Genomic DNA, 23,433 nt, shown 5'->3' on the forward strand with positions numbered 1-23,433 from the left:
GGTGCAGCCGTGACCGACGAACTGCTCGGACGCCACAAGGCCGTACTGCCCGACTGGCTCGCGCTCTACTACGCGGACCCGCTGGAGATCACCCACGGCGAGGGCCGCCATGTCTGGGACGCCGGGGGCAACAAGTACCTCGACTTCTTCGGCGGCATCCTCACCACGATGACGGCGCACGCGCTGCCCGAGGTCACCAAGGCGGTGAGTGAGCAGGCCGGGCGGATCATCCACTCATCGACGCTCTACCTCAACCGGCCGATGGTCGAACTCGCCGAGCGGATCGCGCAGATGTCCGGCATCCCGGACGCCCGCGTCTTCTTCACCACCTCCGGCACCGAGGCCAACGACACCGCGTTGATGCTGGCGACGACGTACCGCCGCAGCAACCAGATCCTGGCGATGCGCAACAGCTACCACGGCCGTTCCTTCAGCGCCGTCGGCATCACCGGCAACAAGGGCTGGTCCCCGACCTCACTGTCACCGCTCCAGACGCTGTACGTGCACGGCGGCGTCCGGACCCGCGGCCCGTACGCCGACCTGAGCGACGCCGACTTCATCACGGCCTGCGTCGCCGACCTGGAGGACCTGCTCGGCCACGGCCGTCCGCCGGCCGCGCTGATCGCCGAGCCGATCCAGGGCGTCGGCGGCTTCACCTCACCGCCGGACGGCCTGTACGCGGCCTTCCGTGAGGTACTGCAACGGAACGGCGTGCTGTGGATCGCCGACGAGGTGCAGACCGGGTGGGGCCGCACCGGCGACAACTTCTGGGGCTGGCAGGCGCACGGGCAGAACGGGCCGCCGGACATCCTCACCTTCGCCAAGGGCATCGGCAACGGCATGTCCATCGGCGGTGTCGTCGCCCGCTCCGAGGTCATGAACTGCCTGGACAGCAATTCGATCTCGACCTTCGGCGGCACCCAGATCACCATGGCCGCCGGCCTCGCCAACCTGAACTACCTGATCGAGCACGACCTCCAGGGCAACGCGCGCCGCGTCGGCGGACTGCTCATCGAACGGCTGCGCGCGATCACCGCCCAGATCCCCCAGGTGCGGGAAGTGCGCGGCCGGGGGCTCATGCTCGGCATCGAGCTGGTCAGGCCCGGCACCGACGAGGCGAACCCGGAGGCCGCGTCCGCCGTCCTCGAAGCCGCCCGCCGGGAGGGCCTGCTCATCGGCAAGGGCGGCGGCCACAACACCAGCGCCCTGCGCATCGCGCCCCCGCTGTCGCTGACCGTCGCCGAGGCCGAGGAGGGCGCCGAGGCCCTCGAACGTGCTCTGAGGAGCATTCAGTAACGCCAGATGTAAGGAAACCCAACGCCATGACCACCGCCTTGGAACCCGCCCTGTCGGTACGCCAGGTCCTCAACCTGGACCGGGTCCTCGCCGGAGAGCCCGAGGTGGTGGCCGGGGCCGGTCAGCTCGACCGGCCCGTGCGCTGGGTGCATGTGGCCGAGGCCCCCGACGTGGGCGTGATGCTCACCGGCGGCGAGATGGTCCTCACCACCGGGGTCCTGCTCGCCGGGAACGAGGACGCCCAGGCCGAGTACATCCGCTCGCTGTACCGGGCCGAGGCCGCGGCGGTCGTCCTCGGTCTCGGCCGGGCCTTCCCGACGCCGCCCGACGTGATGCGCCGGGCGGCGGAGCGGTGCGGTCTGCCCATGGTGGTGCTGCACCGGCCGTTCCCCTTCGCCGAGCTGACGGAGGAGGTCCAGTCCCGGCTGGTACGGCGGAAGTTCGCGGCCGTGAGCCTGTCGGAGGCCGTCCGCACGGCCCTGACCGGGCTGATCACCGCGGGTGCCCCGCTGCAACGCCTCCTCGACGAGATCGCCAAGCACGCGGGCTGTCCCCTCGTCGTCACCAACCTCGCCCATCGCGTCCTCGCCACGGCGGGAGAGCGGTCGGCCGTCGACGACGTGCTGCGCGACTGGGAGCGGATCTCCCGGCAGGCGGGCGGCAGCGCGGGCGACGGCTGGGTGCGGGCCGAGCTGGGCGGGCGCGGGGAGCTGTGGGGACAGATCGTGCTGTGCGGGTACCGCGGCGACACCGCCACCGGGCGGCTGCTCGCCGACCGGGCCGCCGAGGCGCTCGTCCTCCACCGCATGCTCGGCGGCTCGGCGCACTCCTGGGAGGAGCAGTCCACCCAGGGCCTCCTGACGGACCTCGTCTCCGGAGTGGTACCGGCCAGGCAACTGCTGCCGAGGGCACGTGCGGCCGGGCTCCCGGTCAACCGCCGTACGTTCGTGCCGCTGGTCGTACGCGACGAGGATCCGGCCCAACTCGACCGCGTACTACGGATGCTGGGCCTGCCGGGGCTCGTCGCCGAACTGGCGGAGGGCGCCACCGCCGTACTCCTCAGCCTCGCCCGGGACCAGGACGCGGCTGCGCTCACCGCGCACTTCGCGACCCGGCTGCGGTCGGAGTCGGGGATGCGCAAGCCGGTCGTGGCGGCCGCGGAGGCGCGGACCACCTGGGAGGACGTGCCGGGCGGGCTGCGGGAGGCCCGGCATGTGGCGGACGCCGTCGCCCAGTCCTCGGCCACCGGGCTCGACCTGCCGCTCGTCGTACGCCTGCGGGACGTGCACCTGCGCGGCCTGGTCCGGCTGCTGCGGGACGACCCGCACGTACAGGCCTTCGCCGAGCGTGAGCTGGACGGCCTGCTGTGCGGCGACGGGCACGCCGAGCAGGATCTCCTGCCCGTACTGCGCACCTATCTCGCGACCGGCCGCAACAAGTCGCACACGGCTCAGCTGCACCACGTCAGCCGGCCCGCGCTGTACCGCCGGCTCGAAGCCATAGAGGCCCGCCTCGGCGTGGACCTCGACGACTTCGAACAGGCCGCGTCGGTCCACATCGCTCTCCTCGCCCACGACGCGCAACAGGGCTGAAACATGCCGGGACCTGCGAAAACGGCGGTGAAACATGCGCCCACGAAGAGGTGACACGGTGGAACGCGAAACGCCCGCAGACGTGACACCGTGCAACTCAAACCCGACTTCCGGACTCCATACGCTCCTGGGGCGAGCGGCAGAAGTCCCGTCTGCCCGGCACACCGAGAGCACGCTCCGGACGCCGCAGGGCCCGCCCTTCGGGCGGACGACGGGATGTGCGGCGCTCGCCCCAGCACACCGAGTGACCGGAGGTCCCGATGAGCAGAGTCATCCGCGCAGCCATCTTCCAGACGGCCTGGACCGGCGACAAGGAGTCGATGATCCAGGTCCACGAGCAGGCGGCCCGCGACGCGGCCGCGCAGGGTGCGCAGGTCCTGTGCTTCCAGGAACTGTTCTACGGTCCCTACTTCTGCCAGGTCCAGGACAAGGCGTTCTACGAGTACGCAGAGCAGATCCCCGACGGCCCGATCGTCAAGCGCTTCCAGGCGCTCGCCAAGGAGCTCGGCCTCGTCCTCGTGCTGCCGATGTACGAGGAGGAGCAGCCGGGCGTCCTCTACAACACCGCCGCCGTGATCGACTCGGACGGCAAGTACCTCGGCAAGTACCGCAAGCACCACATCCCCCAGGTCCCCGGCTTCTGGGAGAAGTTCTACTTCCGTCCCGGGAACGCGGGCTGGCCCGTCTTCGACACCGCCGTCGGCAAGATCGGCGTCTACATCTGCTACGACCGGCACTTCCCGGAGGGCTGGCGTGCGCTGGGCCTCGGCGGCGCCGAGATCGTGTTCAACCCGTCGGCCACCTCGCGGGGCCTGTCCCGCTACCTGTGGCAGCTGGAGCAGCCGGCGTCGGCCGTCGCCAACGAGTACTTCATCGGCGCGATCAACCGGGTCGGTGTGGAGGAGCTCGGCGACAACGACTTCTACGGCACCTCCTACTTCGTGGACCCGGAGGCCCAGTTCGTCGGCGAGGTGGCCAGCGACAAGGAGACCGAGCTCGTGGTCCGCGACCTGGACCTGGCCAAGCTCCGCGAGGTCCGCGACCGCTGGCAGTTCTTCCGCGACCGCCGCCCGGACGCCTACGCCCCGCTGACGGCGCCCTAGCGAAGCCTCCCCGCGCCCCGATCCTTCAGGGGCGCGGGGGCTGTCACACCCTGCGGCCGCCGCCGCGTGGGCGTGACCAGCCACAGACGACCGGCACTTTCCCGACAACCGAACGGAGCGTGACCGAATGAGCGGCCGTACAGTCATCCGCGGCGGTCTCGTCATCACGGCCTCAGACGAGATCCATGCCGATGTCCTGATCGAGGACGGCCGCGTGGCCGCCCTCGCAGCCAGTGGGACCTCGGCCGCCCAGGCATGGGAGGCCGAACGTGCCATAGACGCCACCGGAAAGTACGTCATCCCCGGGGGTGTCGACGCCCACACCCACATGGAGCTGCCCTTCGGCGGCACCGCCGCCTCCGACACCTTCGAGACCGGCACCCGGGCCGCCGCCTGGGGCGGTACGACGACGATCGTCGACTTCGCCGTGCAGAGCGTCGGCCATGCCCTCCGCGAGGGCCTCGACGCCTGGCACGCCAAGGCGGAGGGCAACTGCGCGATCGACTACGGCTTCCACATGATCGTGTCGGACGTGAACCAGGACACGCTCAAGGAGATGGACCTGCTGGTGCAGGAGGGCGTCACCTCCTTCAAGCAGTTCATGGCCTACCCGGGCGTCTTCTACAGCGACGACGGCCAGATCCTGCGCGCCATGCAGCGCTCCGCCGAGAACGGCGGCCTGATCATGATGCACGCGGAGAACGGCATCGCGATCGACGTGCTGGTCGAACAGGCGCTGGCACGCGGGGAGACGGATCCGAGGTATCACGGCGAGGTCCGCAAGGCCCTCCTCGAAGCCGAGGCCACCCACCGCGCCATCAAGCTCGCCCAGGTCGCCGGCGCCCCCCTGTACGTCGTGCACGTCTCGGCGATGGAGGCGGTCGCCGAGCTGGCCAGGGCGCGCGACGAGGGGCTCAACGTCTTCGGCGAGACCTGCCCGCAGTACCTGTTCCTGTCGACGGACAACCTCGCGGAGCCGGACTTCGAGGGCTCCAAGTACGTCTGCTCCACCCCGCTGCGGCCGAGGGAGCACCAGGCCAAGCTGTGGCAGGGCCTGAGGACCAACGACCTCCAGGTGGTCTCCACCGACCACTGCCCCTTCTGCTTCGTCGGTCAGAAGGAACTCGGCCGCGGCGACTTCTCCAAGATCCCCAACGGGCTGCCGGGCGTCGAGAACCGGATGGACCTGCTGCACCAGGCGGTCGTCGACGGGCACATCTCGCGCCGCCGCTGGATCGAGATCGCCTGCGCGACCCCGGCCCGCATGTTCGGCATGTACCCGAAGAAGGGCACCATCGCGCCGGGCGCGGACGCCGACATCGTCATCTACGACCCGCACGCCGAGCAGGTCATGTCGGCCGAGACGCACCACATGAACGTCGACTACTCGGCGTACGAGGGCAAGCGCACCACCGGCCGGGTCGAGACGGTCCTCTCGCGCGGCGAACTCGTCATCACCGAGCGGGAGTACACCGGGCACGCCGGGCACGGCGTCTACACCCCCCGCTCCACCTGTCAGTACCTCAACTAGGAGTGGCGCCCATCATGGACTTCGGACTCGTCCTGCAGACCGACCCGCCGGCCTCGCGTGTCATCGAGCTGATGAAGCGCGCCGAGGACAACGGCTTCACCTACGGCTGGACCTTCGACTCCGCCGTGCTCTGGCAGGAACCGTTCGTCATCTACAGCCAGATCCTGTCCCGGACCACGAAGCTGACGGTCGGCCCCATGGTCACCAACCCGGGCACCCGCACCTGGGAGGTCACCGCCTCGACCTTCGCCACGCTCAACGACATGTTCGGCAACCGCACCGTCTGCGGCATCGGCCGCGGCGACTCCGCGATGCGCGTCGCGGGCCGCAAGCCCAACACCCTGGCCCGCATCAGCGAGGCGATGAAGGTGATCCGCTCGCTGGGCAGCGGGGGAGAGGCCGACCTCGGCGGCACGGTCATCAGCTTCCCCTGGATCAAGGACGACGCCGAACTCCCGGTCTGGATGGCCGCGTACGGCCCCAAGGCCCTGAAGATGACCGGTGAGGAGGCCGACGGCTTCATTCTGCAGCTCTCCGACCTGTACCTCACCGAGTACATGGTCAAGGCGGTCAAGGACGCGGCCGTCGCCGCCGGGCGCGACCCGTCCGAGGTGAAGATCTGCGTGGCCGCCCCCGCGTACGTCACCGAGGACGACTCGCCCGAGGCGCTGGCCCACGCGCGTGAGCAGTGCCGCTGGTTCGGCGGGATGGTCGGCAACCACGTCGCCGACCTGGTGTCCAAGTACGGCGAGCACTCCGCGGCCGTACCGGAGGAGCTGACGGACTACATCAAGGCACGCGAGGGGTACGACTACTCCCACCACGGGCGTGCCGACAACCCCGACACCCAGTTCGTGCCGGACGAGATCGTCGACCGGTTCTGCGTCATCGGCACCCCCGAGATGCACATCGAGAAGCTCAACGCACTGCGCGCGCTGGGCGTCGACCAGTTCGCCGTCTACGACATGCACGACGCACAGGAGCGGGTGATCGACGTGTACGGGTCGACGGTCATCCCGGCCCTGAACGGCTGACCGGGGTCCCTTCCCGAACGGGTCGACGACTGCAAGAATCCGGCCACCCCGATAAACCGGAATCAACTGCTCCGCCTCTGGCGCCGACCGCTCCACTGTCCGACCCCCCCCACACCTTGTTCTCCCCTCCCTCCGCCGTCCCGGAGGGAGGGGGCCCAAGGCCTCCGCACGGCCTTTCTCTCCCCGTCCCGTCTCCCTGATTGGCCTGCCCATGACCGAAACAGTCCCCCCGGGGTCGTCGATAGCCCAGTCCGCCGACTCGTCCGGCCGGATCGAGCTGGCCCCCGAGGCCTTCCCCGCCGACAGTCCCTTCGCCAACGAGGACCTGCGCCCCGTACCCGTCTCCGAGCGCAAGTGGACGACGTACAACTTCGCGGCGCTGTGGATCTCCATGGCCCACTGCATCCCCAGCTGGACCCTGGCCTCCGGCCTGGTCGCCCTCGGTATGGACTGGAAGCAGGCCGTTTTCACCATCGCCCTGGCCAACATCATCGTGCTGCTGCCGATGCTGGCCACCGGGCACGCCGGACCCAAGTACGGCATCCCCTTCCCGGTGCTCGCCCGCGCCTCCTTCGGGCTGCGCGGAGCCAACATCCCGGCGCTGATCCGCGCGGCCGTCGCCTGCGGGTGGTTCGGCATCCAGACGTGGATCGGCGGCTCCGGCATATTCGCGCTCGGCTCCAAGCTCACCGGCGGTGAGTGGGAGAAGGCCGGGCAGATCGCCGGCAACCCGTGGCCGCTGTGGCTCTGCTTCATCCTCTTCTGGGCGCTGCAGATAGCGATCATCTACCGCGGCATGGACTTCCTGCGGCACTTCGAGAACTGGGCCGCGCCCTTCGTGATCGTCGGCGCGCTCGTGCTGCTGATCTGGATCGCGGTCAAGGCCGACGGGTTCGGCGCGCTGCTCGACCAGCCGTCCAAGCTCGGCTGGGGCCCCGACTTCTGGCCGGTCTTCTTCCCGTCCCTGATGGGAATGATCGGCTTCTGGGCCACTCTGTCCCTGAACATCCCTGACTTCACCCGCTTCGGTGCCAGCCAGAAGGCGCAGACCTGGGGCCAGTCCCTCGGCCTGCCCACCACGATGACCCTCTTCGCGATCCTCGCCGTGCTGGTCACCTCCGGCTCCGAGGTCGTCTACGGCGAGGCCATCTGGGACCCGGTCACCCTGGCGGCCAAGGCCGACAACGTCTTCGGGCTTCTCTTCGCCCTGATCACCGTGCTGGTCGCGACCATCTCCGTGAACATCGCGGCGAACGTGGTCTCACCGGCGTACGACCTGGCGAACCTCGCACCCAAGCTCATCAACTTCCGTACGGGCGCGCTCATCACGGGTGTCCTCGGCATCCTGATCTTCCCGTGGAAGCTGATCTCCACGCCCGAGTTCTACATCTTCACCTGGCTCGGCGTGGTCGGCGGTCTGCTCGGCACGGTCGCGGGCATCCTCATCGCCGACTACTGGATCATCCGCCGTACCGTCCTGCACCTCGCGGACCTGTACACGCCCGGCGGGCGCTACTGGTACGCGAACGGCTGGAACTGGCGCGCCATAGTGGCCTTCGTGGTCGGCGGCGTCCTCGCGGTGGGCGGCTCGTACTCGACCGTCTCCGAGGACGGCGTGTCCTCGGGGCCGTTCCCGCACGACGGCATGATCCCGTTCCTCAAGCCGCTCGCCGACTACGGCTGGGCGGTGGGTCTGGGTACGTCGATCCTGCTGTACGTGGCGCTGATGGCCGGGGAGAGGAAGAAGACGCAGCAGCAGTCGGAGAAGGAGCGGGCGACCGCCTGACGGCGGCCGTGACCGCGGGCGGCGGCGGCCGTGCTGGAGCCCAGCCCTACCGGGCGTCCTCCAGCACGGCCGCCGCCTCTTTCGCGGCCTTGATGGCGCCCTTGTTGATCTCGTCGGTGCCGGGCGCCTTCCGGGACTCGAAGTCGCTGCCGTTGTAGGTGACGACCACCAGGGCGTTGGCCATGCGGACGTACACGATGCCCTCGCGGGTCTGCTGCTTGTCCTCGGTGGTGAGGTTCACCACGGAGTAGGCCTCGTCACCGAGGCCGGGCACGGCCCCGCCGCCACTCTTGTCCGTGGTACGCGCCTTATAGGCGCTTTCGGCCTTGTCGTCCGATTGCTGGATCTCGTACGAGACGTCGAGCCAGCGGTAGTCGAAGCCCTTGAGCGCGTTCCATGAACAGGTGCGACGCACGGACTCGTTGGTCGACGCGATCTCCTTGCCGGCTGTCTTCGCGTCCGGAACAAGGGATTTGACCGTTTTCGTCGTGACGCCGGAGCACGGTGAGGGTGCCTTCGCGTACGTCCTGGACGCTGCAGATGTCGACGGCGCGGACTCGGAGGTCGAGACGGGCTTCGACGCGGTGTCCTGCGTGGAGTCCTCCCCGGCCGGGCTCGCGGACAGCGGACCGGACGACAACGCCCAGCCCGCGGTGGCGAGTACGGCGACCGGCAGCAGTCGCGCGGTCAGGGCGAGCGGCAGAGGGAGATCACGCACGGCGCACTTCTCGGGGTCGAGGCGGCGGTACCGCCGGGCGGTGGGGTACGTCAGTGTCACACGACTATCTGTGGGACGAAAGTCCGAACTCGTTCCGTGTATACGTGGTGACAGGGGCTCTTCGTTCAAGACGGCTCGTGATTCAGGACGCCTCGTCGTTCACGGAGCGGGCGCCCTCGTCGGGGCGGCGGCCTTCGTGTCGTCGGCGGAGTCGCGGCTTCCGCCCGGGGTGCGTGTCAGGATCGGCCCATGATTCCGATATGCGGCCGTAGAGCCTCCCGTGCGCTCCTCGTGGCGGGACTGACCTTGGCCGTCGGCGGCTGCGGGCTCTCGGAGGAACTGGACCGCGAGCGGGACCCCGACCGTGCGGGATCCTCGGTGTCGGCCTCGTCGGCGGGTACGGACGCGCCCGAGGGGCTGCGGGTCTCGGAGCCGCCCGGGGGTGCGGGGGCGCGGCCGGGCGCGGGTCCGACCGAAGGCGCCTCGACCGCCTGCCCGCCCTCCGGGGTGCGGATGGTTCCCGGCCCCGTGGAAGCGGCGATGGGTCTGCGGGCGATGGGTGTGACCCTCACGAACTGCGGCACGACCCTGTACACCGTCAAGGGCTACCCGGCGATCGAGGTGCTCGACGAGGACGGCGAGCCCTACGGTGACGTGCGCGTCCTCCAGGGTTCGCGGCACATCACCACCGGTGTGCCCGACTTCGGCCCGCACGTCGTCACCCTGAAGCCCGGCGAGTCCGCCAGGACCGAACTGGTCTGGCGCAACACGGTCACCGAGGCGGACATACCCGCCGTCAACTCCTCATACCTGCGCATCGCCCCGCTGCCGGGCCGACCCCCCGAAGTCCTCACCCCCGACGGCGGCATCGACCTCGGCAACACGGGACGCCTCGCCACGACGGCGTGGGCGCAGGTCGCCGGGCAGGGGTCTTAACCGGTTGCGGGGCGGGCGGGGTGATCAGCACCCTGGGTGCATGAACCGGTCACCGTACGCCACCGAGTCCCAACTCCCTTCCGTGCGCGAGGAGATCCTCGCCTACTACGAGCAGGGGAAGGAGGACGGGCGCCTCAGGAACGGCGCCGGACGGCTGGAGTTCTGGCGGACGCAGGACATCCTGCGGCGGCTGCTGGCGAAGGCTCCCGCGCGGGTGCTCGACGTCGGTGGTGGCACGGGGATCCACGCCGAGTGGCTGGCCGAGGACGGCCATGAGGTCGAGGTCGTCGATCCCGTACCGATGCACGTGGAGCGGTCCGGACGGCTGCCCGGGGTCACCGCCCGGCTGGGCGACGCCCGCGCGCTGCCCGCCGAGGACGCCGTGTACGACGTCGTGCTGTTCCTCGGGCCGCTCTACCATCTGCCCGAACGCCCGGACCGGGTGAGGGCGTTGGCCGAGGCCCGTCGGGCCGTTCGCCCCGGTGGGGTGGTGGTCGCGGCCACGATCAACCGGTTCGCGGGGCTCAACGACACCCTCCTCCAAGGGAACTACTTCATCCCGGAGCGTCGCGAGCGCACTGACGCCGTCTCGGTCGACGGCAGGCACCGGTACTCGGCGGCGGACCCGCACTTCACCACCGCCTACTTCGCCGATCCGGCCGAGGTGCCCGGCGAGTTCACCGAGGCCGGGCTCGAACCCGGGGGGCAGTACGGCGTCGAGGGTGTCGCCTGGCTGATGGGCGGGGTGGAGGAGTGGCTGGACGACCCGGAGCGCCGGGAGGCGGTGCTGGCGGCGACCCGGCGGATCGAGTCGGAGCCGTCGCTGCTGGGGGCGAGTGGACATGTGCTGACGGTGGGGCGGCGGTCCTGAGGGGATCACCGGGGAGTCGCCGCTCCTGAGAGGGCCCTCCGAGGACTGCGTACGATCATCGAACGCCCGTCGCGCAGTGAGGAGTCCGCCCGTGTTCACCACTCGACCGACGCTCCAGGGGACCTTCGGCATGAAGTCGTCCACCCAGGGGTGCTGACCTGCGGTGTTATGGTTACCACCGTGCCTGACCTGCGGTGATGAGTCTTTCAGCGTCTTTCACGGGCGGGCGGGGTTATGCGCTTGATTCTCCCCACGCGCTCCCCAACAGCGCGGATACTCCCCAGATTCTCCCCAGGGAGGGTCGTCGTCAGGGGCAGCGGTGATAGCGGAACCGCCGCTGCCCTGGGCACACTGAGTAACTTCCGTTACGACAGTGCGATGCGCGGAGCCAGCTCCCACCGGGTCAGTTGTCCCGGAAGAGACCAGTGAGTCCTGTGACCTGCCGCGATGGGTGGCTCCCGGCTGCTGACCTGCGTTAATGTCCTTTCTGCTGTTTCACGCTCATGCCTGTTGATGCGGCGGAAGTCCCAGAAAAGTCCCAGGAGACTTCCACCGCCCGCTGTCACTCTTTCGGCTCTATGCAGAGTGTGCGGGTGCGGTGTGGGCTGGTGTTCGTGCATCGGTGGTCGGCTCTGAACGAACGGCAACGCGTGCTTCTGGAACGGCTCGCGGCCGGAGAGGAGCCCGGAGCCTGGGCGCCTGGTGAATGGCGCTCGGCTTATGCCCTGCGTGATCGCGGGCTCCTGACTGTCAGCCGCGGTGGCGATGAGGTGCGTATCGCGGTTACTGAGACCGGCCGGTTCTACCTTCGGCACGGCCATCATCCCGACGACCCGGCGTTCGCGGACGTCGATGTTCACCGTGAGTCCGCCCGGCCAGCGGCGCCGGCGAAAGAGGGAGGACGGCGCGAGGCCACGAGCCGAAGGCGCCGCCTGACGCCCTACAGCGAACGGCCCGTCGCGCGCGCTCGAAAGGCGCAGGCACAGGAGTTGATCGAGCGGCTGGCTACCGAGGGGCGTGTCCGCTTTGCCGACCCCGATGACGACGAGGTTGCGGAGTGGCGGCGCGTGGTCAATTACGCGAAGCGACACGGCTTGGAACCTCCGGGCAAACGCATCGAGAAGGCGGGCTTCGGCGCACGGGGGTTGTAGATGCGTCTTGTCGAGGGCCCGCACCCCAATTCACGGAGCCAGCGGCCGAAAGACGACGCGTCGGTGGTCCCGGTCCCCGCGCGACTGAGTGCCCTGCATCCGTCTGTGGTTGCGCTCAGGGACGACGAGGGGCAGTTGGTGATTCCGCCGGTGCTCCGGCGCCGGTCGCTCCTGATGCTGCAGGCGCTGACTGCCGAGGCGGTGCGGCGGGGCTACGAGATCAGGCGCGGCCGGTTGTTCTACTCGCGACGTGAAGGCGGGGTGGACGTGGTCGTCGACGGCTTCGCGCACGCGGTCACCGTGAGGCAGGAGTTCCCACAGTCCACGAATCCCGAGCGCTCCGCGCGTCTCGTTGTCGAGCTTGACCACGGCCGTTCCGGCCAGTCAGGCAGGCCGGGCCGATGGCGGGATCGGAACGACCGGGTGCTTGAGGACGCCCTGGGCTTGCTTCTCGGGGAGATCGAGGCGCGAGTGCTGGAGGACGCTCAGCGCAGAGAAATCGAGGAGCGGGCCAAAGCGGAACGTGCAGTTCGCTGGCGAGCGGCCGTGGACGAGGCGAAGGAGCGAGCAGTTCAGGGTCAACTCGCCGAGGTGCTTCGCGAGGAGGCCGGACGCTGGCGGGAGGCCGCTGTCCTCCGTGAGTACTGCACGGCACTGGAACGTCGTCTCGGCGAGCTGGGCGGTGCCATAGACGAGTTGGCTCTGGACTCGGCCCGGCGCTGGTTGGAGTGGGTGTACGACTACGCGCGGGCGATCGACCCCTTGACCCGGCTTCCGGGAATGCCGAACACACGTGAACCGACGCCGGAGGAGCTCGAACCACATCTGAAGGGATGGAGCCCTTACAAGCCGGAACGACGGAACGGACGCTGACTCGGTAGTGAACAGCCTGCTGAACGCACACGGGGAGCGAAGGACTCTCTGCATCAGCTCTGGGCCGTCTGATGGCGTCCGTCGGCTCCATCGGCGGTGGGCGTGCCTCCTAGCGGCTCCCGTCGACTCCACGTGTATGCGCACGGCTGCTGGGCGAGCTGAGAGGTCAGGGGCGTCCGGAGGTTCGGGGCCGGCCTTGATGTCAGTGCTCCGTCCTAGGCTTGGTCCATGGCATCAAGCAGCCGCAAAGAGATCCCGGCGCCGGTCACCAACCGGCTGTTCGCGCTGTCGGGGAATCAGTGTGCTTTCCTCGGGTGTTCGAGCCCCGTGACGTATCAGGAGGCTTCTGGGGAGAAGCCTGTGACGCTGGCACAGCGCGCGCATCTGGTCGGTGTCGGGAGGCAGGGGCCGCGCTCGAAAGAGGCTCCGCTGTCGGATGATCCGGACGCGGTGGAGAACCTCACTCTCTTCTGTGGAACCCATCATGCGATCGTGGATGGGAACCCCCGGATCTACTCGGTTGAGGTCCTTGCCAAGTACAAGGCGGATCACGAAGCGAGGATGGCGGCCAAGGATCTTCGCGTTCCTCCCCCGCCGTTCGAGACCGACTCAGTGGATGTATCGGTGCTGTCCGTCTCGGAGCTTCCGGGCTTGGTCTGGAGGGCGGAGTCGCGGTTCCGAACATCCATGGAAGTCATCGAACGGCTGCCTCGGCCGATGCGCGGTCAGGTCCTTCCCTTCGTACTGGCCAACGGGCAGGTGTGGGCGTTTCATGATCTCGCCGATACCCGCGGACCGTTCAAACAGGTAGTGAAGCCTGAAAGCACACAGTGCCTGGACGCCGCAGAGCTGCTGGAGGCGCAGGACCGGAACATCTATGTGTGGCTGCTGAACTCGGCGCTTCGTATGGCCCTGCGTATGCGCGGCATCCAGTACGACCGAGATCATGGCCGCTACTACTTCCTGGCAGACCACGAGACGGTCACTCGGCGTGTGGAGGCCAAGACCAAGACGGGCAGGAACCAGTCCGCCAAGAAGGTCGTCCGCCAGGAAGGCGAGCTCTTCGGGAATCCCCGCGACGTGTGGTGGCATCTCGCGGCGCAGCTTCGCTTCGAGGAATTCGCCACGGGGATGTGGGGGCTCACCATCCGGCCGGAGTTCCATCTCACGAAGGACGGGAAATTGCCGCTGGATCCGCGGCGGGTGGGGCGCAAGGTGACGAAGCGTAAGTCCCGGATGTACAACGAGGGTTACTTCGACGCCGTCCACTTCTTCCGGTACTTCCTGCTCGACGGCCGCGCGCGGGTCGTCTTCGAAGTCGGCCGGCAAAAGATCGCGATCGACGGCGACTTCCCGCAAGTCGATGCCAAATGGCCGCTGATCGACGACAACCGCTTCAATCCCGTCACCATGCTCGACAGCGGAGACGAAGACGACGTCATCGACGCCCTTGCCAGCTCGTGGCACGTCGACGACGAGGAATGGGACTGGGGCGCCGAGCACAAGGAGGACGACAAATGAGTCTCGCACTCAAACCGCTGAATCTGGGCGTCGAATGGATCGATGAACCGGACCTCGCCTTCGCCGGCAACCTGACACACATCGACCCCAAGGTCGGCATCCCCGCAACGGGTCCCTGGTCACGCGACCAGCCGAACCACCCTGTGACTGTGACCGCAGGATTCATCGGCACCGCCGAATCCATCGCCCAGGCCCAGGCTTGGCTGTCGCGGGCTGCTGAAGGCGTCGACGGCGACGACGAGCACCACCCCTTCTGCGGCTTCCAGCCGGACGGTCCCTTCGCCTCCCGGCTGCGTACCGACGGCCCCGAGGCGAAGATCACCGCTGCCGAGATCCGGGCCGTGACCGCGGACCGCCTCAAAAGACTCGAAGGTTTCAACCAGCTCCTGGACATAATCGACGACCGCCTGCGCAGGCTGGCCGGCCTTGACGCCCCTCCGGCGGTCGTGTTCATTACGCTGCCGTCCGAGATCACCAAGCGGTACTGGGCTGTTCACCAACGAAACCGCGGGGTGGAGACGGTGTGGAACCTGCGTGCCGGAATCAAGGCCCGGGCGATGCAGCGGGGGCTGCGCACTCAGTTGCTCCAGCAGGAAACCGTCGAGTCGGACCTCGACGCGCACACCTCCGACCTCGAACACCCCGCCGACCTCGCGTGGAACCTGTTCACCGCGATCTACTTCAAGGCCGGTGGCTTCCCCTGGACCCCGGTCGGTCTGCCCGAAGGGACGTGCCACTTGGGGGTCACGTTCTACCGACCGCACGGTGAGAGAGCCGCCATGCGTACGAGCGTTGCCCAGGCGTTCGCCGAGAACGGAGAGGCGTTCGTACTCCGCGGCAGCCCGTTCGAATGGAAGGGCAAGTGGCCGCATCTCCCGGCCGAGGAAGCGTCCCGACTGATCTCCGACGTCATCGGCCGCTACAAACAGACCATGGGGCGTACACCCCGACGCATCGTCATCCACAAGCAGTCACGGTTCTTTGCTGCGGAACGCGAGGGCTTCGAGGACGCGCTCAGCGACTACGAGTACGACCTGGTGGCCCTGGCTCCCTCCACCGGCGTACGCGTGATGCGCCACGGCGAATACCCTCCGCCCCGCGGCACCTGCGTTAGCCTTGGCGACCGTCGTTATCTCTACACGACCGGATACGTGCCGTCGCTCGGCCGCTACCCGCACGGGCACGTGCCGGCGCCGGTTCAGATCACCGACCATGTTGGCGACTCCAACGCCCGGGACCTGCTCCGCGAGGTCCTGCTGCTGACGAAAATGAACTGGAACTCCGCGCGCTTCGCCGAACGGCTACCTGTCACGGTGCGATTCGCCGGCGAAGTCGGAGCCATCCTGCGCGACCTCCCGGACACGTACGAACCCGAAGCGCGGTACGCGTTCTACATGTAGGTGAGGATCCGGGTGGCCCACTGTTGACGCTCACGCCGCGAGAGTCTAGTGGTGAAGGTGTGTCCAGGACACAGAGTGCTCAGGTCCTCTGGAATGGAGGTCGGTGACGATATTGGGGAGCGGTCACGGGAGTGCCGCTGAGAATGGCCTTGGTGGTGCACACACACGACCGCGCAGGTCAGCACCCTCCAGTTCTGGCGGCAGATGGGGGTGTGCGGCGGAGAGGCCAGCACCCTTTGGCGCAGCGGGTGGACCCGACGGATCAGCTGGCCGCAGTCCGACCCCCAGCGGTGACCTTGAGTAGGACCGCCGAGGTGCTCAAGGTCCCGAACGGCATCTGGACCGCACCCTCGTCGTCCTGTCCGATGGTGCACGTAGGTCAGGAACTACGGTGCTTCAGTCCATATGTTGCCGATGACGCATCACGTGGAGTGCGTGGCGGTCCTTGAACCGGTCGCGAAGGGCTCATGACCTGCGATTTTATCGTTTCGCATTATGTGCGGTGTGGGTGTTACGGGCGACATCTTGACGCTGAAATGTCGCTCGGAACGCTCATTTGACGCTCGTTCTGATGGGGTGTCAAGTGACCTGTTGGGCAGGTCAGGTCCTGTAGGGGTGGCGTATTTCGATGAGGCGCCGAGGATGGGCGACGCTCAACGTCTCACCAGGAGTGTCCTGTGTTCCGCCACCTTGTGGCCACATCCTCGATGGCGGAATCAACGGCTGTGCGATTTCCTACAGCCCGTCTCGAACAATCCACTTCACGCACCACGCCCCGTGCACAGCTCAACGTCCACCTCACCACAGAGGACGCGATCTCAGTCCCCTCCGAGCGTATGAAGGGGGCTGGGTCCGGTCGGGGCGCCGTTGGGTTGCGGTGTGCCTGCAGGTTGGGCGGGCAAGGACGGCGCTGGGGAGGTGACGGGGGCGGCGTTCACGACGAGGTAGGCGGCGTCCAGGAAGGCTTCGAGGTGGTCCTGCATTCGCCGGACGGAGTCTTGCCAGTCTCTGAGGGTCTCGGATGGCCTGTTCTGCTGAGCCGCGCGAATACGCTCGTCCGAGTAGTTGAGGTATTCGTTCATGACCAAGCTGAGGTCCTGGGCATGCGATGCCACGTCTCGCGGGCCGGCGAGACGGACGACTTGTGCCTGTTGGAAGGCTGTCTCGTACAGGTTATGCATCTGCTCCTGGGTGGTGGCCAGGCGGCTCAGCTCGCCGGGCTGCAGCCCGCTGGCGATTGGGAAGGTGCCGCTGAGTACGCGGGCCAGTGCAGCGACAGTGTCTCGTAGCCTCTCGACTGCCGTGACGAAGTCGACGTAAACCTTCTGCCGAGCCTCCAAGCGCCATTGTTCGCGTTCGGCGTGCCGTTGTTCGGTTTCCCGCTGCAGCTGGGCTTCGATGTCTAGACGTCCGCGTTCTGCCTGAGCGTCCAACGCTGCGCGGCTGTCGCGCTGTTGGGCTTGGAGCTGCTCGCTGTGCTGTCTCAGTTGCGCTTCCAGTTGGGTGGTGTGCTGGTCGTGTTGGGCACTGAGCTGCTTGTCGAGCATGGCTTCCTGCCGCTCCAGTTGCTGTTGAAGCTGTTTGCGGCTGGCGCGGTTGTTGAGAAGCGCGACAACGGACGAGACGATGCCGGCGCCGATGGCCCCGATGCCTGCTCCCAGCGCTGTGCCCCACCAGGGGGCGATCGTGGTAGGCACGGCGCCGCCTGCCGCGAGGATGGCGTGGTGCGTGTGGATGGCGAGCATGCGCGTTAGTTTGCCTCAGCCGCCGGGCTGGCGTGGTCGATTCGGGCAGGTGCCGTGCATGTCAGAGCCCTTTTAAAGGCATAGCCGATACCCCGCTTTTGATCTTGAAAAGGCCGATCCTTCAGATCACGTCCAACTGCTGTCCACTTTTTCATCAGATCTGTCTCACTCGGGTGGCACTAGGAAATACGCTTCGATGCACGCAGGCGACCGCGCTTGCATCGGGGAGCGTACATGTCACCGGAGTCGACACAACCTGACGTGGTGAGTCTTTCCGCAGCCGTTGCAGGAGTCCGCCACGCGCTCACGCAAGCTCTCTCAGATGCTGGGGACCAGCACATCCGCTTCGGGGTGTCCTGCCTGGATTTGGAGTTTCACGTTGAAGTCTTAGCCGGTGAGTCCAAGGACGGCCCGGCAGAGCTGCGCATAGTCCAGCCCACTGCCAACCCGGCCACGGGGCACCGCATCAAGCTGTCCTTGCGGCCGGTGGACTTGCGTAACGCGGCACCCGATGAGCTGTTCATCGGCGAATTCACCCAGGATCGTTCGTGAGGCAGGAACACCGGGAGGAGCACCCAATCCCCGACCGGGTGGTGGAGACGGTCATGGATCTCGGGGGCGGACGCCAGCAGTGGGGAACGGGGTACCTCATCGCTGACAGGGCTGTCCTGACCGCACGCCATCTGGTAGTCGACACGAACGGCGCCCCTGGCCGCGTCGTAGTGAAGGGTATGTTTTCGTCCGAACCGGTGCCAGCGCGGGTGGTGTGGACTCCTGCCGACACGACGGTCGATGTTGCGCTCATCGAGCTCGCAGTGCCATTGGCGCGGATGAAGAACGTGCGCTGGGGACGCATCGACGGCGGTCACCCCCGCGAGGTGTCGGGAATGGGTTTCCCCAGCCGTCAGGGACGCGACAGGGACGGTATCCGCCACTCCGATCACCTGTGGGGACGGGTGACCCTCCAGCCCCGCCGGAAGGTTCTCAGTGTCGATGTCGGCGGGGCTACCCGACGGGCCCCTGATATGCGTGACAGCGCAGAGCAAGTCCGGCAGTGGCCTACCTCGCAATGGAGTGGGGCCTCGGGAACGGCTCTGTTCTGCGGTCCCCATCTTGTCGGCGTGCTCTCCCGTGATGCCAACCCCCATACGTACGACGGCGCAAGACTCCACGCCGTGCCGGTCTCGGCCTGGTGGGAGGACCCTGAGTTTGTCCGGCAGCGTCAGAGACTGGGACTTGACGAGCACGTCTATCCCGTTCCCGACCGAACCGCCGACACAACCGCTGCGGCATCGTCATTCACCCGCACACCGGCAGAAGAAGACTTGCGCCTCGCCATGGCGAAACAGATCGACGTGTTCACCTCGGGGTGGCACGGTGTGAGCGAGGAGGCGGACCAGGCCATTGACGTGCACTGCAGTGCCGTGGACGGGGAGGAGCACGCACGTAACGCCCAGGCCATCCCCATCACCCACGACTCCATCCACGAGTACTACCTGGCCCTCTCCCCACGCCGGCTGGTCATCACCGGCCCGAGCGGATCGGGTAAGACCATCCTGGCCCTGCGGTTGATGCGGCAGCTCCTCGACATTCCCGGCCAACCTGTGCCTGTCTACTTCAACCTTGCCGCCTGGCGCGAACCCCCTCCCAAGGTCGGGCGCATGCCAACCGACGCCCGGCCGAAGGCGCTGGCCAAGTGCTTCGAGGACTGGCTTGTTGACCAACTCGTCGAGAATGATTTCGTCGTGACGCGGGGCGATGCCCGCAGATTGGTCGACGGACGCAGGATCCTGCCCGTCCTGGACGGCATGGACCAGATTCTTCCCGACACTGCGTCAGCCGAGCCCGCCTCCCCTGCTCAGAAAACCGCCCTTGATGACCTGGTCTGCGCCCTCAACAGTTACCGAGATATCCACGGCGGGTCACGTGGCGCTCTTGTCCTGGCCACCCGGGCCCGCAAGGATTTTGAGTTGGAGACCTGTGACATCCCTCTACCGGAGGGTTCCGTCGTGCAAGTTGAACGCCTGACATGGCGGCAGATCCAAGAGCACTTAGAGTCGGGCCGAGGACCGCTTGACCAGGAGACCAACGTATCGGTCGACTGGCGGCCGGTGCTCAAGAACATCGCCGCACACGGAGCCCAATCCCTCGCTGTCCGGCGTCTGGACACTCCGTGGAAACTCACACTGGCCGAATGGGCGGCAGCGTCCCACCACGTCGCCCCCGCCCACCTGATTGCGCAAGACACGTCCGACGCAGATGTCGAAGAGAAACTCCTGGCATCATTCGTCCCCTCGGTGCACGGATATCACAGCGTTCACACCAGTGGGACCAGCGGGAAGAGCCCTCAGCAGACCATGAGTTGGCTCACCGTGCTCGCACATCATCTGGAGCACAGCCGGGGCACGGTCCATGGCGTCCCACTGTCCGGTCGGGAGGTCGTCCTGGCCCGCATATGGCCCGTCGCAGGGACATGGCGGGTGCGGATTGCACACCTCATCGTCCACACCGTGCCGCTCTTCTTCCTCAGCTTGGCCTGCGTCATCGCCGCAGTCAGCGGCCCCGGTCACGCGGGGGATTTCTTCACGGCCCTGTGGCACGGCCACTGGCCTGCCATGACGGACGTCACTCGCGTGCGCTTGAATTGGGCCCTGGGCCTGTCAAGCGCGCTGCTCCTGGCCGGCGCCTACTTTGCGCTGCGTTACTGGCCATGGATGCCTCCTACCCACTGGCCCCTGCTCGCCTTCGCCCAGCGCCGTACCCAGGGGCTCCGCAATCGCACTGGCCCACGCCGGATCGTGTCCGGCCTCGAAATCGGAAGTGCCATCGGCCTGGGGCTCGGCATGGCCGTCATGCTCGTGTTCGGGTGGGTGCCCGGCGTTGCTGCGGGGGTAATTGTTGGCACCTTGTTCGGTTGGTTCATGGAGGCCAAAGTCGGGCTCGATCGTACCCTCAGCGGCAACTTCAACCCGGAGTTCTTCTGGGCCCTGGACGTGCTCGGGGCCGCTGTGTTCGCCAGCATCGGAGCTCTAGTGTTTCCGCTGTTGGACTACTCGTGGGCCATTGGGCTGGCCTTCGGCGGTTGCTTCGGTTTTGTCCTCGCCTTCGGTTTCTTTCTCGTGCCCTGGCTGCGCTATATCACAGCAATGACGTTGGCCCGCAAGAAATTGCCATGGCGGCTCGCCGCCTTTCTGGATTGGGCCAGGAAGGCTGGGCTGATGACCATCAGCGGTGTTGGATTCCAGTTTCGCCATCAAGAACTTCAAGAATGGATCATGCGGAAGGAATCTCTCTCAGACTCGGCTTGATACGAGGAGGGGCGGTCCCGACCGAGGTCACGCTGCGGGGCTTTGACCGGAGGCTATTGCGGGCTGGTTATTTCCCTTGCAGGGCAACGCTATTGTATTCCTGAAGTTGAACCGATTCACCTCTAAAAGAACTACAACATGCGCTGAGAGCTCCACGACCGACTCATGGCCGGGAAGGTTCATCTGTCTGAATTGCTTGATGTCCCCCTCAACCTCCCGGGTGGGTGACGTGGTCAAGGAATAGGTCAGGTGCTTAGAAGGCGCCTGGCGCATCTCGTCGGCAGGTGCTTTGACCTGCCACTTTCTTCCTCACTGACACGCTGTCAGGGAATTTGTGGGACGTATGTGGGACGAAGGCCCCTCTGGGACGGATGGGATGCAGGGGTTCCCGGCTGTGCCAGGTGGCCACCGTCTCACATCTCCTCACCTGTTCGGTGCGCCCGCGCGGAAATAGATCTACCCCTCTCCTGCGTTCTCGACCTTTGAGCCGAGGAGGGGAAGGTGTCGGGCCTGAAGCTGTTCCACACGACGAATGGCGGCGTGACGGAGGTCGCGCCGCGACTTGCCGAGGTCGAGGCGAATGTGCAGGGCCTCGTCGAGGCGCATATGGAGACGATGCTGGGGGTACGGTTCCTGGCGAGCGAGTACGTGATCGACTGTGCTGACTCTCCTCCCGAGGGTTCCCGAAGCGCACCGGAGCGTGGTCTCGCCGCAGCGTGTGCCTGACCTGGACGTCTATCAGTCCTACGCGCGAGGTTGTTCATCTTGATGGAATCTCATGATTCCCGAGATGCTATCGTCCAGTCCGATCAGTTGGTCAAATGGTCGAGCTGGAGGTTTCGTGTCCCTGGCGATCGTGCGAGACCTGCGTCCGGAACTGCGCTTGACGACGCCGGAGGAGCTCGCGGCCTTCGAACAGGACTTGTTGTCTGAGTTCGTGCTCGCCCGGGCTTCGGCCGGCATCAGCGACGGGACGGTCGCCGGCGATGTCGGCGTGATCGTCGAAGTGCGCTCATGGTTCGCGCGCCCGCTGTGGGAGATGGAACCTTGCGATCTGGACCGGTTCTTCGGCCGACATCAACAGGGCATGGCTCATGCCACAAAGGTCCACAAGGCGCACTCTCTCAGCGTGTACTTCGAGTTCCTTGAACTACGGCACAAGCCCGCCATCCACAGGGCAACCGGCTATGTCGTCGAGTCGCCGTTGGATGAGATCAACCGGCCCCGTGGATCGACCCTGTCCCGGTTGCGGGTTCCGCCGCCGCTCGGGGAGGTCGACCATCTGTTCTCGGCTTGGCGTGACGAGGTGCCGCAGGCGCGTAAACCGTTGTCGATCGTCCGGAGTTACACCGCGATGAGGCTGGCGAGTCTGATAGGTCCCCGGGTCTCGGAGCTGAGCCTGGCGAACGTCGACGACATCCACTGGGAGCTCGGCCAGTTCGGAAAGATCCTTCTGCGGGGCAAGGGGAGGCGCGGCAAGAAGAAGGAACGGCTCGTCCCGCTGATCAACGGAAGCCGTTCGCTGCTGGAGTGGTGGGTCGACGGCCCCCGCTGGCAGTACGACGATCGGGTGGATGAGCCACAGGCGCCGTTGTTCCCCTCGGAGCGGCGGGCCGCAGACGGCTCGAGCCTGCGGGTGGATACCGACACGCTCCGCCTGCATCTGAAGAAGATGGTCGCCCAGCACCTTCCTTCCCAGGCAGGCAAGCTGACGCCGCACACGCTTCGGCACTTCGCTGCCTCGGAGCTCTACCGTCAGGGCATGGATGTAGTGGCGATCCAAGAGCTGCTTGGCCACAAGTGGATCAACACCACCATGATCTACGTACACGTCAACCAGACCCATGTCGAGGACGCGTGGGTCCGTGCCGGTGAGCGTGGACGGGCGCGATTCGGAGGAGCGTCATGAAGTGGAACCTGCGGATGACCGCGGCCAAACGGGACATCTGGAAGTCCTCCGAACTCCAGCGCATGCTGGCCGACGCCGGCTTGGTGATCAGTGCGGGCAAGATGTCCAACCTGTGGGCCGGACAGCCGGTGACTATCCGCCTGGACGATCTCGACGTGATCTGCGAGGTGCTGCAATGCGAGCCCAGCGATCTGCTTGTCCCTGAGCCCGAGAAGGCCCGCGCGAAACGACCGGAGCAGGATGAGAGCAGGACGGCCATCCGTCCTGCTGTTGGTGAGAACCGTCGTCGCAGCGGCGGCGGCCCGGCCTCCCGCAACTTGATGCCGCCATTGTGACGAAGGAAGCAAAGGCCAAGGGGCCCGGCACGCCTGAGAGTTGCGAGGTCTGCATGGCCTGGGGCCTGCACCCCAACCCGGGCGGCTCGAAGATCCTCTGCTATGCGTGCCGGGCATGGTGGTACAAGTACCCTGCCGACTCGTGCGGCACGTGCGGCGCGACCGTCCCCCTGCGTGACGGAGTCTGCCGGGCCTGCCGTCACCAGGCCGCATTCGTCGCCGGCCGTATCAAGGTCCCGTCAGCCGGCCACGGGGCCCGGTTGGACCTCACGGTCGCAGCCGCAACCGGGCACCAGACGTTTCTCGCTGACCTGATCAAATGGA

The 23,433-nt window shown here is 67.0% G+C and carries 18 protein-coding genes and 2 pseudogenes; 17 read left to right on the plus strand and 3 right to left on the minus strand.

The genetic code is table 11. The features are described 5' to 3' along the window. Positions 1–9 precede the first annotated feature (9 nt). The 6 genes from OG858_RS36860 (at position 10) to OG858_RS36885 (ending at position 8,342) form a co-directional block, all read left to right on the plus strand. The gene (locus tag OG858_RS36860; RefSeq protein WP_086751919.1) at positions 10–1,296 is read left to right on the plus strand and encodes an aspartate aminotransferase family protein; all 1,287 of its coding nucleotides are present in this window, start codon (positions 10–12) and stop codon (positions 1,294–1,296) included. Between the two features lie 26 nt (positions 1,297–1,322). Beyond that, entirely contained in the window at positions 1,323–2,888 is a 1,566-nt protein-coding gene (locus OG858_RS36865) for a PucR family transcriptional regulator (RefSeq protein ID WP_319064174.1), read from the plus strand. Between the two features lie 260 nt (positions 2,889–3,148). Next, positions 3,149–3,991, plus strand: coding sequence for a nitrilase-related carbon-nitrogen hydrolase (locus OG858_RS36870; protein WP_046702994.1), 843 nt, complete (start codon positions 3,149–3,151; stop codon positions 3,989–3,991). Between the two features lie 127 nt (positions 3,992–4,118). Then, on the plus strand, positions 4,119–5,522 hold the full coding sequence (hydA, locus tag OG858_RS36875) for a dihydropyrimidinase (protein ID WP_037703931.1): 1,404 nt from the start codon (positions 4,119–4,121) through the stop codon (positions 5,520–5,522). A 14-nt stretch (positions 5,523–5,536) separates the two neighbouring features. Then, complete coding sequence (locus OG858_RS36880; protein ID WP_086750201.1) at positions 5,537–6,556, plus strand: TIGR03842 family LLM class F420-dependent oxidoreductase; 1,020 nt, start codon at positions 5,537–5,539, stop codon at positions 6,554–6,556. A gap of 211 nt (positions 6,557–6,767) precedes the next feature. Beyond that, the gene (locus tag OG858_RS36885; RefSeq protein WP_086750202.1) at positions 6,768–8,342 is read left to right on the plus strand and encodes an NCS1 family nucleobase:cation symporter-1; all 1,575 of its coding nucleotides are present in this window, start codon (positions 6,768–6,770) and stop codon (positions 8,340–8,342) included. A gap of 46 nt (positions 8,343–8,388) precedes the next feature. Here OG858_RS36885 and OG858_RS36890 read toward each other — a convergent pair whose 3' ends face one another. After that, entirely contained in the window at positions 8,389–9,060 is a 672-nt protein-coding gene (locus OG858_RS36890) for a hypothetical protein (protein WP_086750203.1), read from the minus strand. Positions 9,061–9,309: 249 nt separating this feature from the next. Between OG858_RS36890 and OG858_RS36895 the strand changes: the two genes are divergently transcribed. From OG858_RS36895 to OG858_RS36920, 6 genes are all read left to right on the plus strand, one after another. Further along, entirely contained in the window at positions 9,310–9,996 is a 687-nt protein-coding gene (locus OG858_RS36895) for a DUF4232 domain-containing protein (RefSeq protein ID WP_327745303.1), read from the plus strand. A 40-nt stretch (positions 9,997–10,036) separates the two neighbouring features. Next, the gene (locus tag OG858_RS36900) at positions 10,037–10,867 is read left to right on the plus strand and encodes a class I SAM-dependent methyltransferase (protein ID WP_086747967.1); all 831 of its coding nucleotides are present in this window, start codon (positions 10,037–10,039) and stop codon (positions 10,865–10,867) included. A 608-nt stretch (positions 10,868–11,475) separates the two neighbouring features. Continuing rightward, positions 11,476–12,018, plus strand: coding sequence for a hypothetical protein (locus OG858_RS36905; protein ID WP_327745304.1), 543 nt, complete (start codon positions 11,476–11,478; stop codon positions 12,016–12,018). A 105-nt stretch (positions 12,019–12,123) separates the two neighbouring features. Continuing rightward, complete coding sequence (locus OG858_RS36910) at positions 12,124–12,891, plus strand: hypothetical protein (protein WP_327745305.1); 768 nt, start codon at positions 12,124–12,126, stop codon at positions 12,889–12,891. Between the two features lie 228 nt (positions 12,892–13,119). Then, a complete protein-coding gene (locus tag OG858_RS36915) occupies positions 13,120–14,412 on the plus strand; it encodes a hypothetical protein (protein WP_327745306.1) in 1,293 nt (430 codons plus the stop codon). Continuing rightward, the gene (locus tag OG858_RS36920; RefSeq protein WP_327745307.1) at positions 14,409–15,812 is read left to right on the plus strand and encodes an argonaute/piwi family protein; all 1,404 of its coding nucleotides are present in this window, start codon (positions 14,409–14,411) and stop codon (positions 15,810–15,812) included. Before OG858_RS36915 ends, OG858_RS36920 begins: the two co-directional genes overlap by 4 nt. A 645-nt stretch (positions 15,813–16,457) precedes the next feature. Here the strand turns inward: OG858_RS36920 and OG858_RS48315 are convergent. Further along, positions 16,458–16,544, minus strand: a pseudogene (locus OG858_RS48315) (IS5/IS1182 family transposase); the annotation flags it as partial. Between the two features lie 86 nt (positions 16,545–16,630). Beyond that, entirely contained in the window at positions 16,631–17,557 is a 927-nt protein-coding gene (locus OG858_RS36925; RefSeq protein WP_327745308.1) for a hypothetical protein, read from the minus strand. Between the two features lie 264 nt (positions 17,558–17,821). Between OG858_RS36925 and OG858_RS36930 the strand changes: the two genes are divergently transcribed. The 5 genes and pseudogenes from OG858_RS36930 to OG858_RS36950 all read left to right on the plus strand — a co-directional run bounded on the left by OG858_RS36930 (position 17,822) and on the right by OG858_RS36950 (position 23,109). Next, positions 17,822–18,109 carry a trypco2 family protein gene (locus OG858_RS36930; RefSeq protein WP_327745309.1) on the plus strand — a complete coding sequence of 96 codons (288 nt, stop codon included), beginning with the start codon at positions 17,822–17,824 and terminating at the stop codon, positions 18,107–18,109. Next, on the plus strand, positions 18,106–20,865 hold the full coding sequence (locus tag OG858_RS36935; RefSeq protein ID WP_327745310.1) for a trypsin-like serine protease: 2,760 nt from the start codon (positions 18,106–18,108) through the stop codon (positions 20,863–20,865). The genes OG858_RS36930 and OG858_RS36935 overlap by 4 nt, the downstream gene beginning before the upstream one ends. 501 nt (positions 20,866–21,366) lie before the next feature. Then, a pseudogene (locus OG858_RS36940) lies at positions 21,367–21,534 on the plus strand (transporter); the annotation flags it as partial. A gap of 172 nt (positions 21,535–21,706) precedes the next feature. Then, positions 21,707–22,774, plus strand: coding sequence for a tyrosine-type recombinase/integrase (locus OG858_RS36945; RefSeq protein WP_328544032.1), 1,068 nt, complete (start codon positions 21,707–21,709; stop codon positions 22,772–22,774). Further along, positions 22,771–23,109: a helix-turn-helix domain-containing protein gene (locus tag OG858_RS36950; protein WP_328544031.1), complete on the plus strand. Its 339-nt coding sequence runs from the start codon at positions 22,771–22,773 to the stop codon at positions 23,107–23,109. The genes OG858_RS36945 and OG858_RS36950 overlap by 4 nt, the downstream gene beginning before the upstream one ends. The last annotated feature ends 324 nt before the right edge of the window (positions 23,110–23,433 follow it).

It is taken from the genome of Streptomyces europaeiscabiei (assembly GCF_036346855.1).
Taxonomy (GTDB): Bacteria; Actinomycetota; Actinomycetes; order Streptomycetales; family Streptomycetaceae; genus Streptomyces; species Streptomyces europaeiscabiei.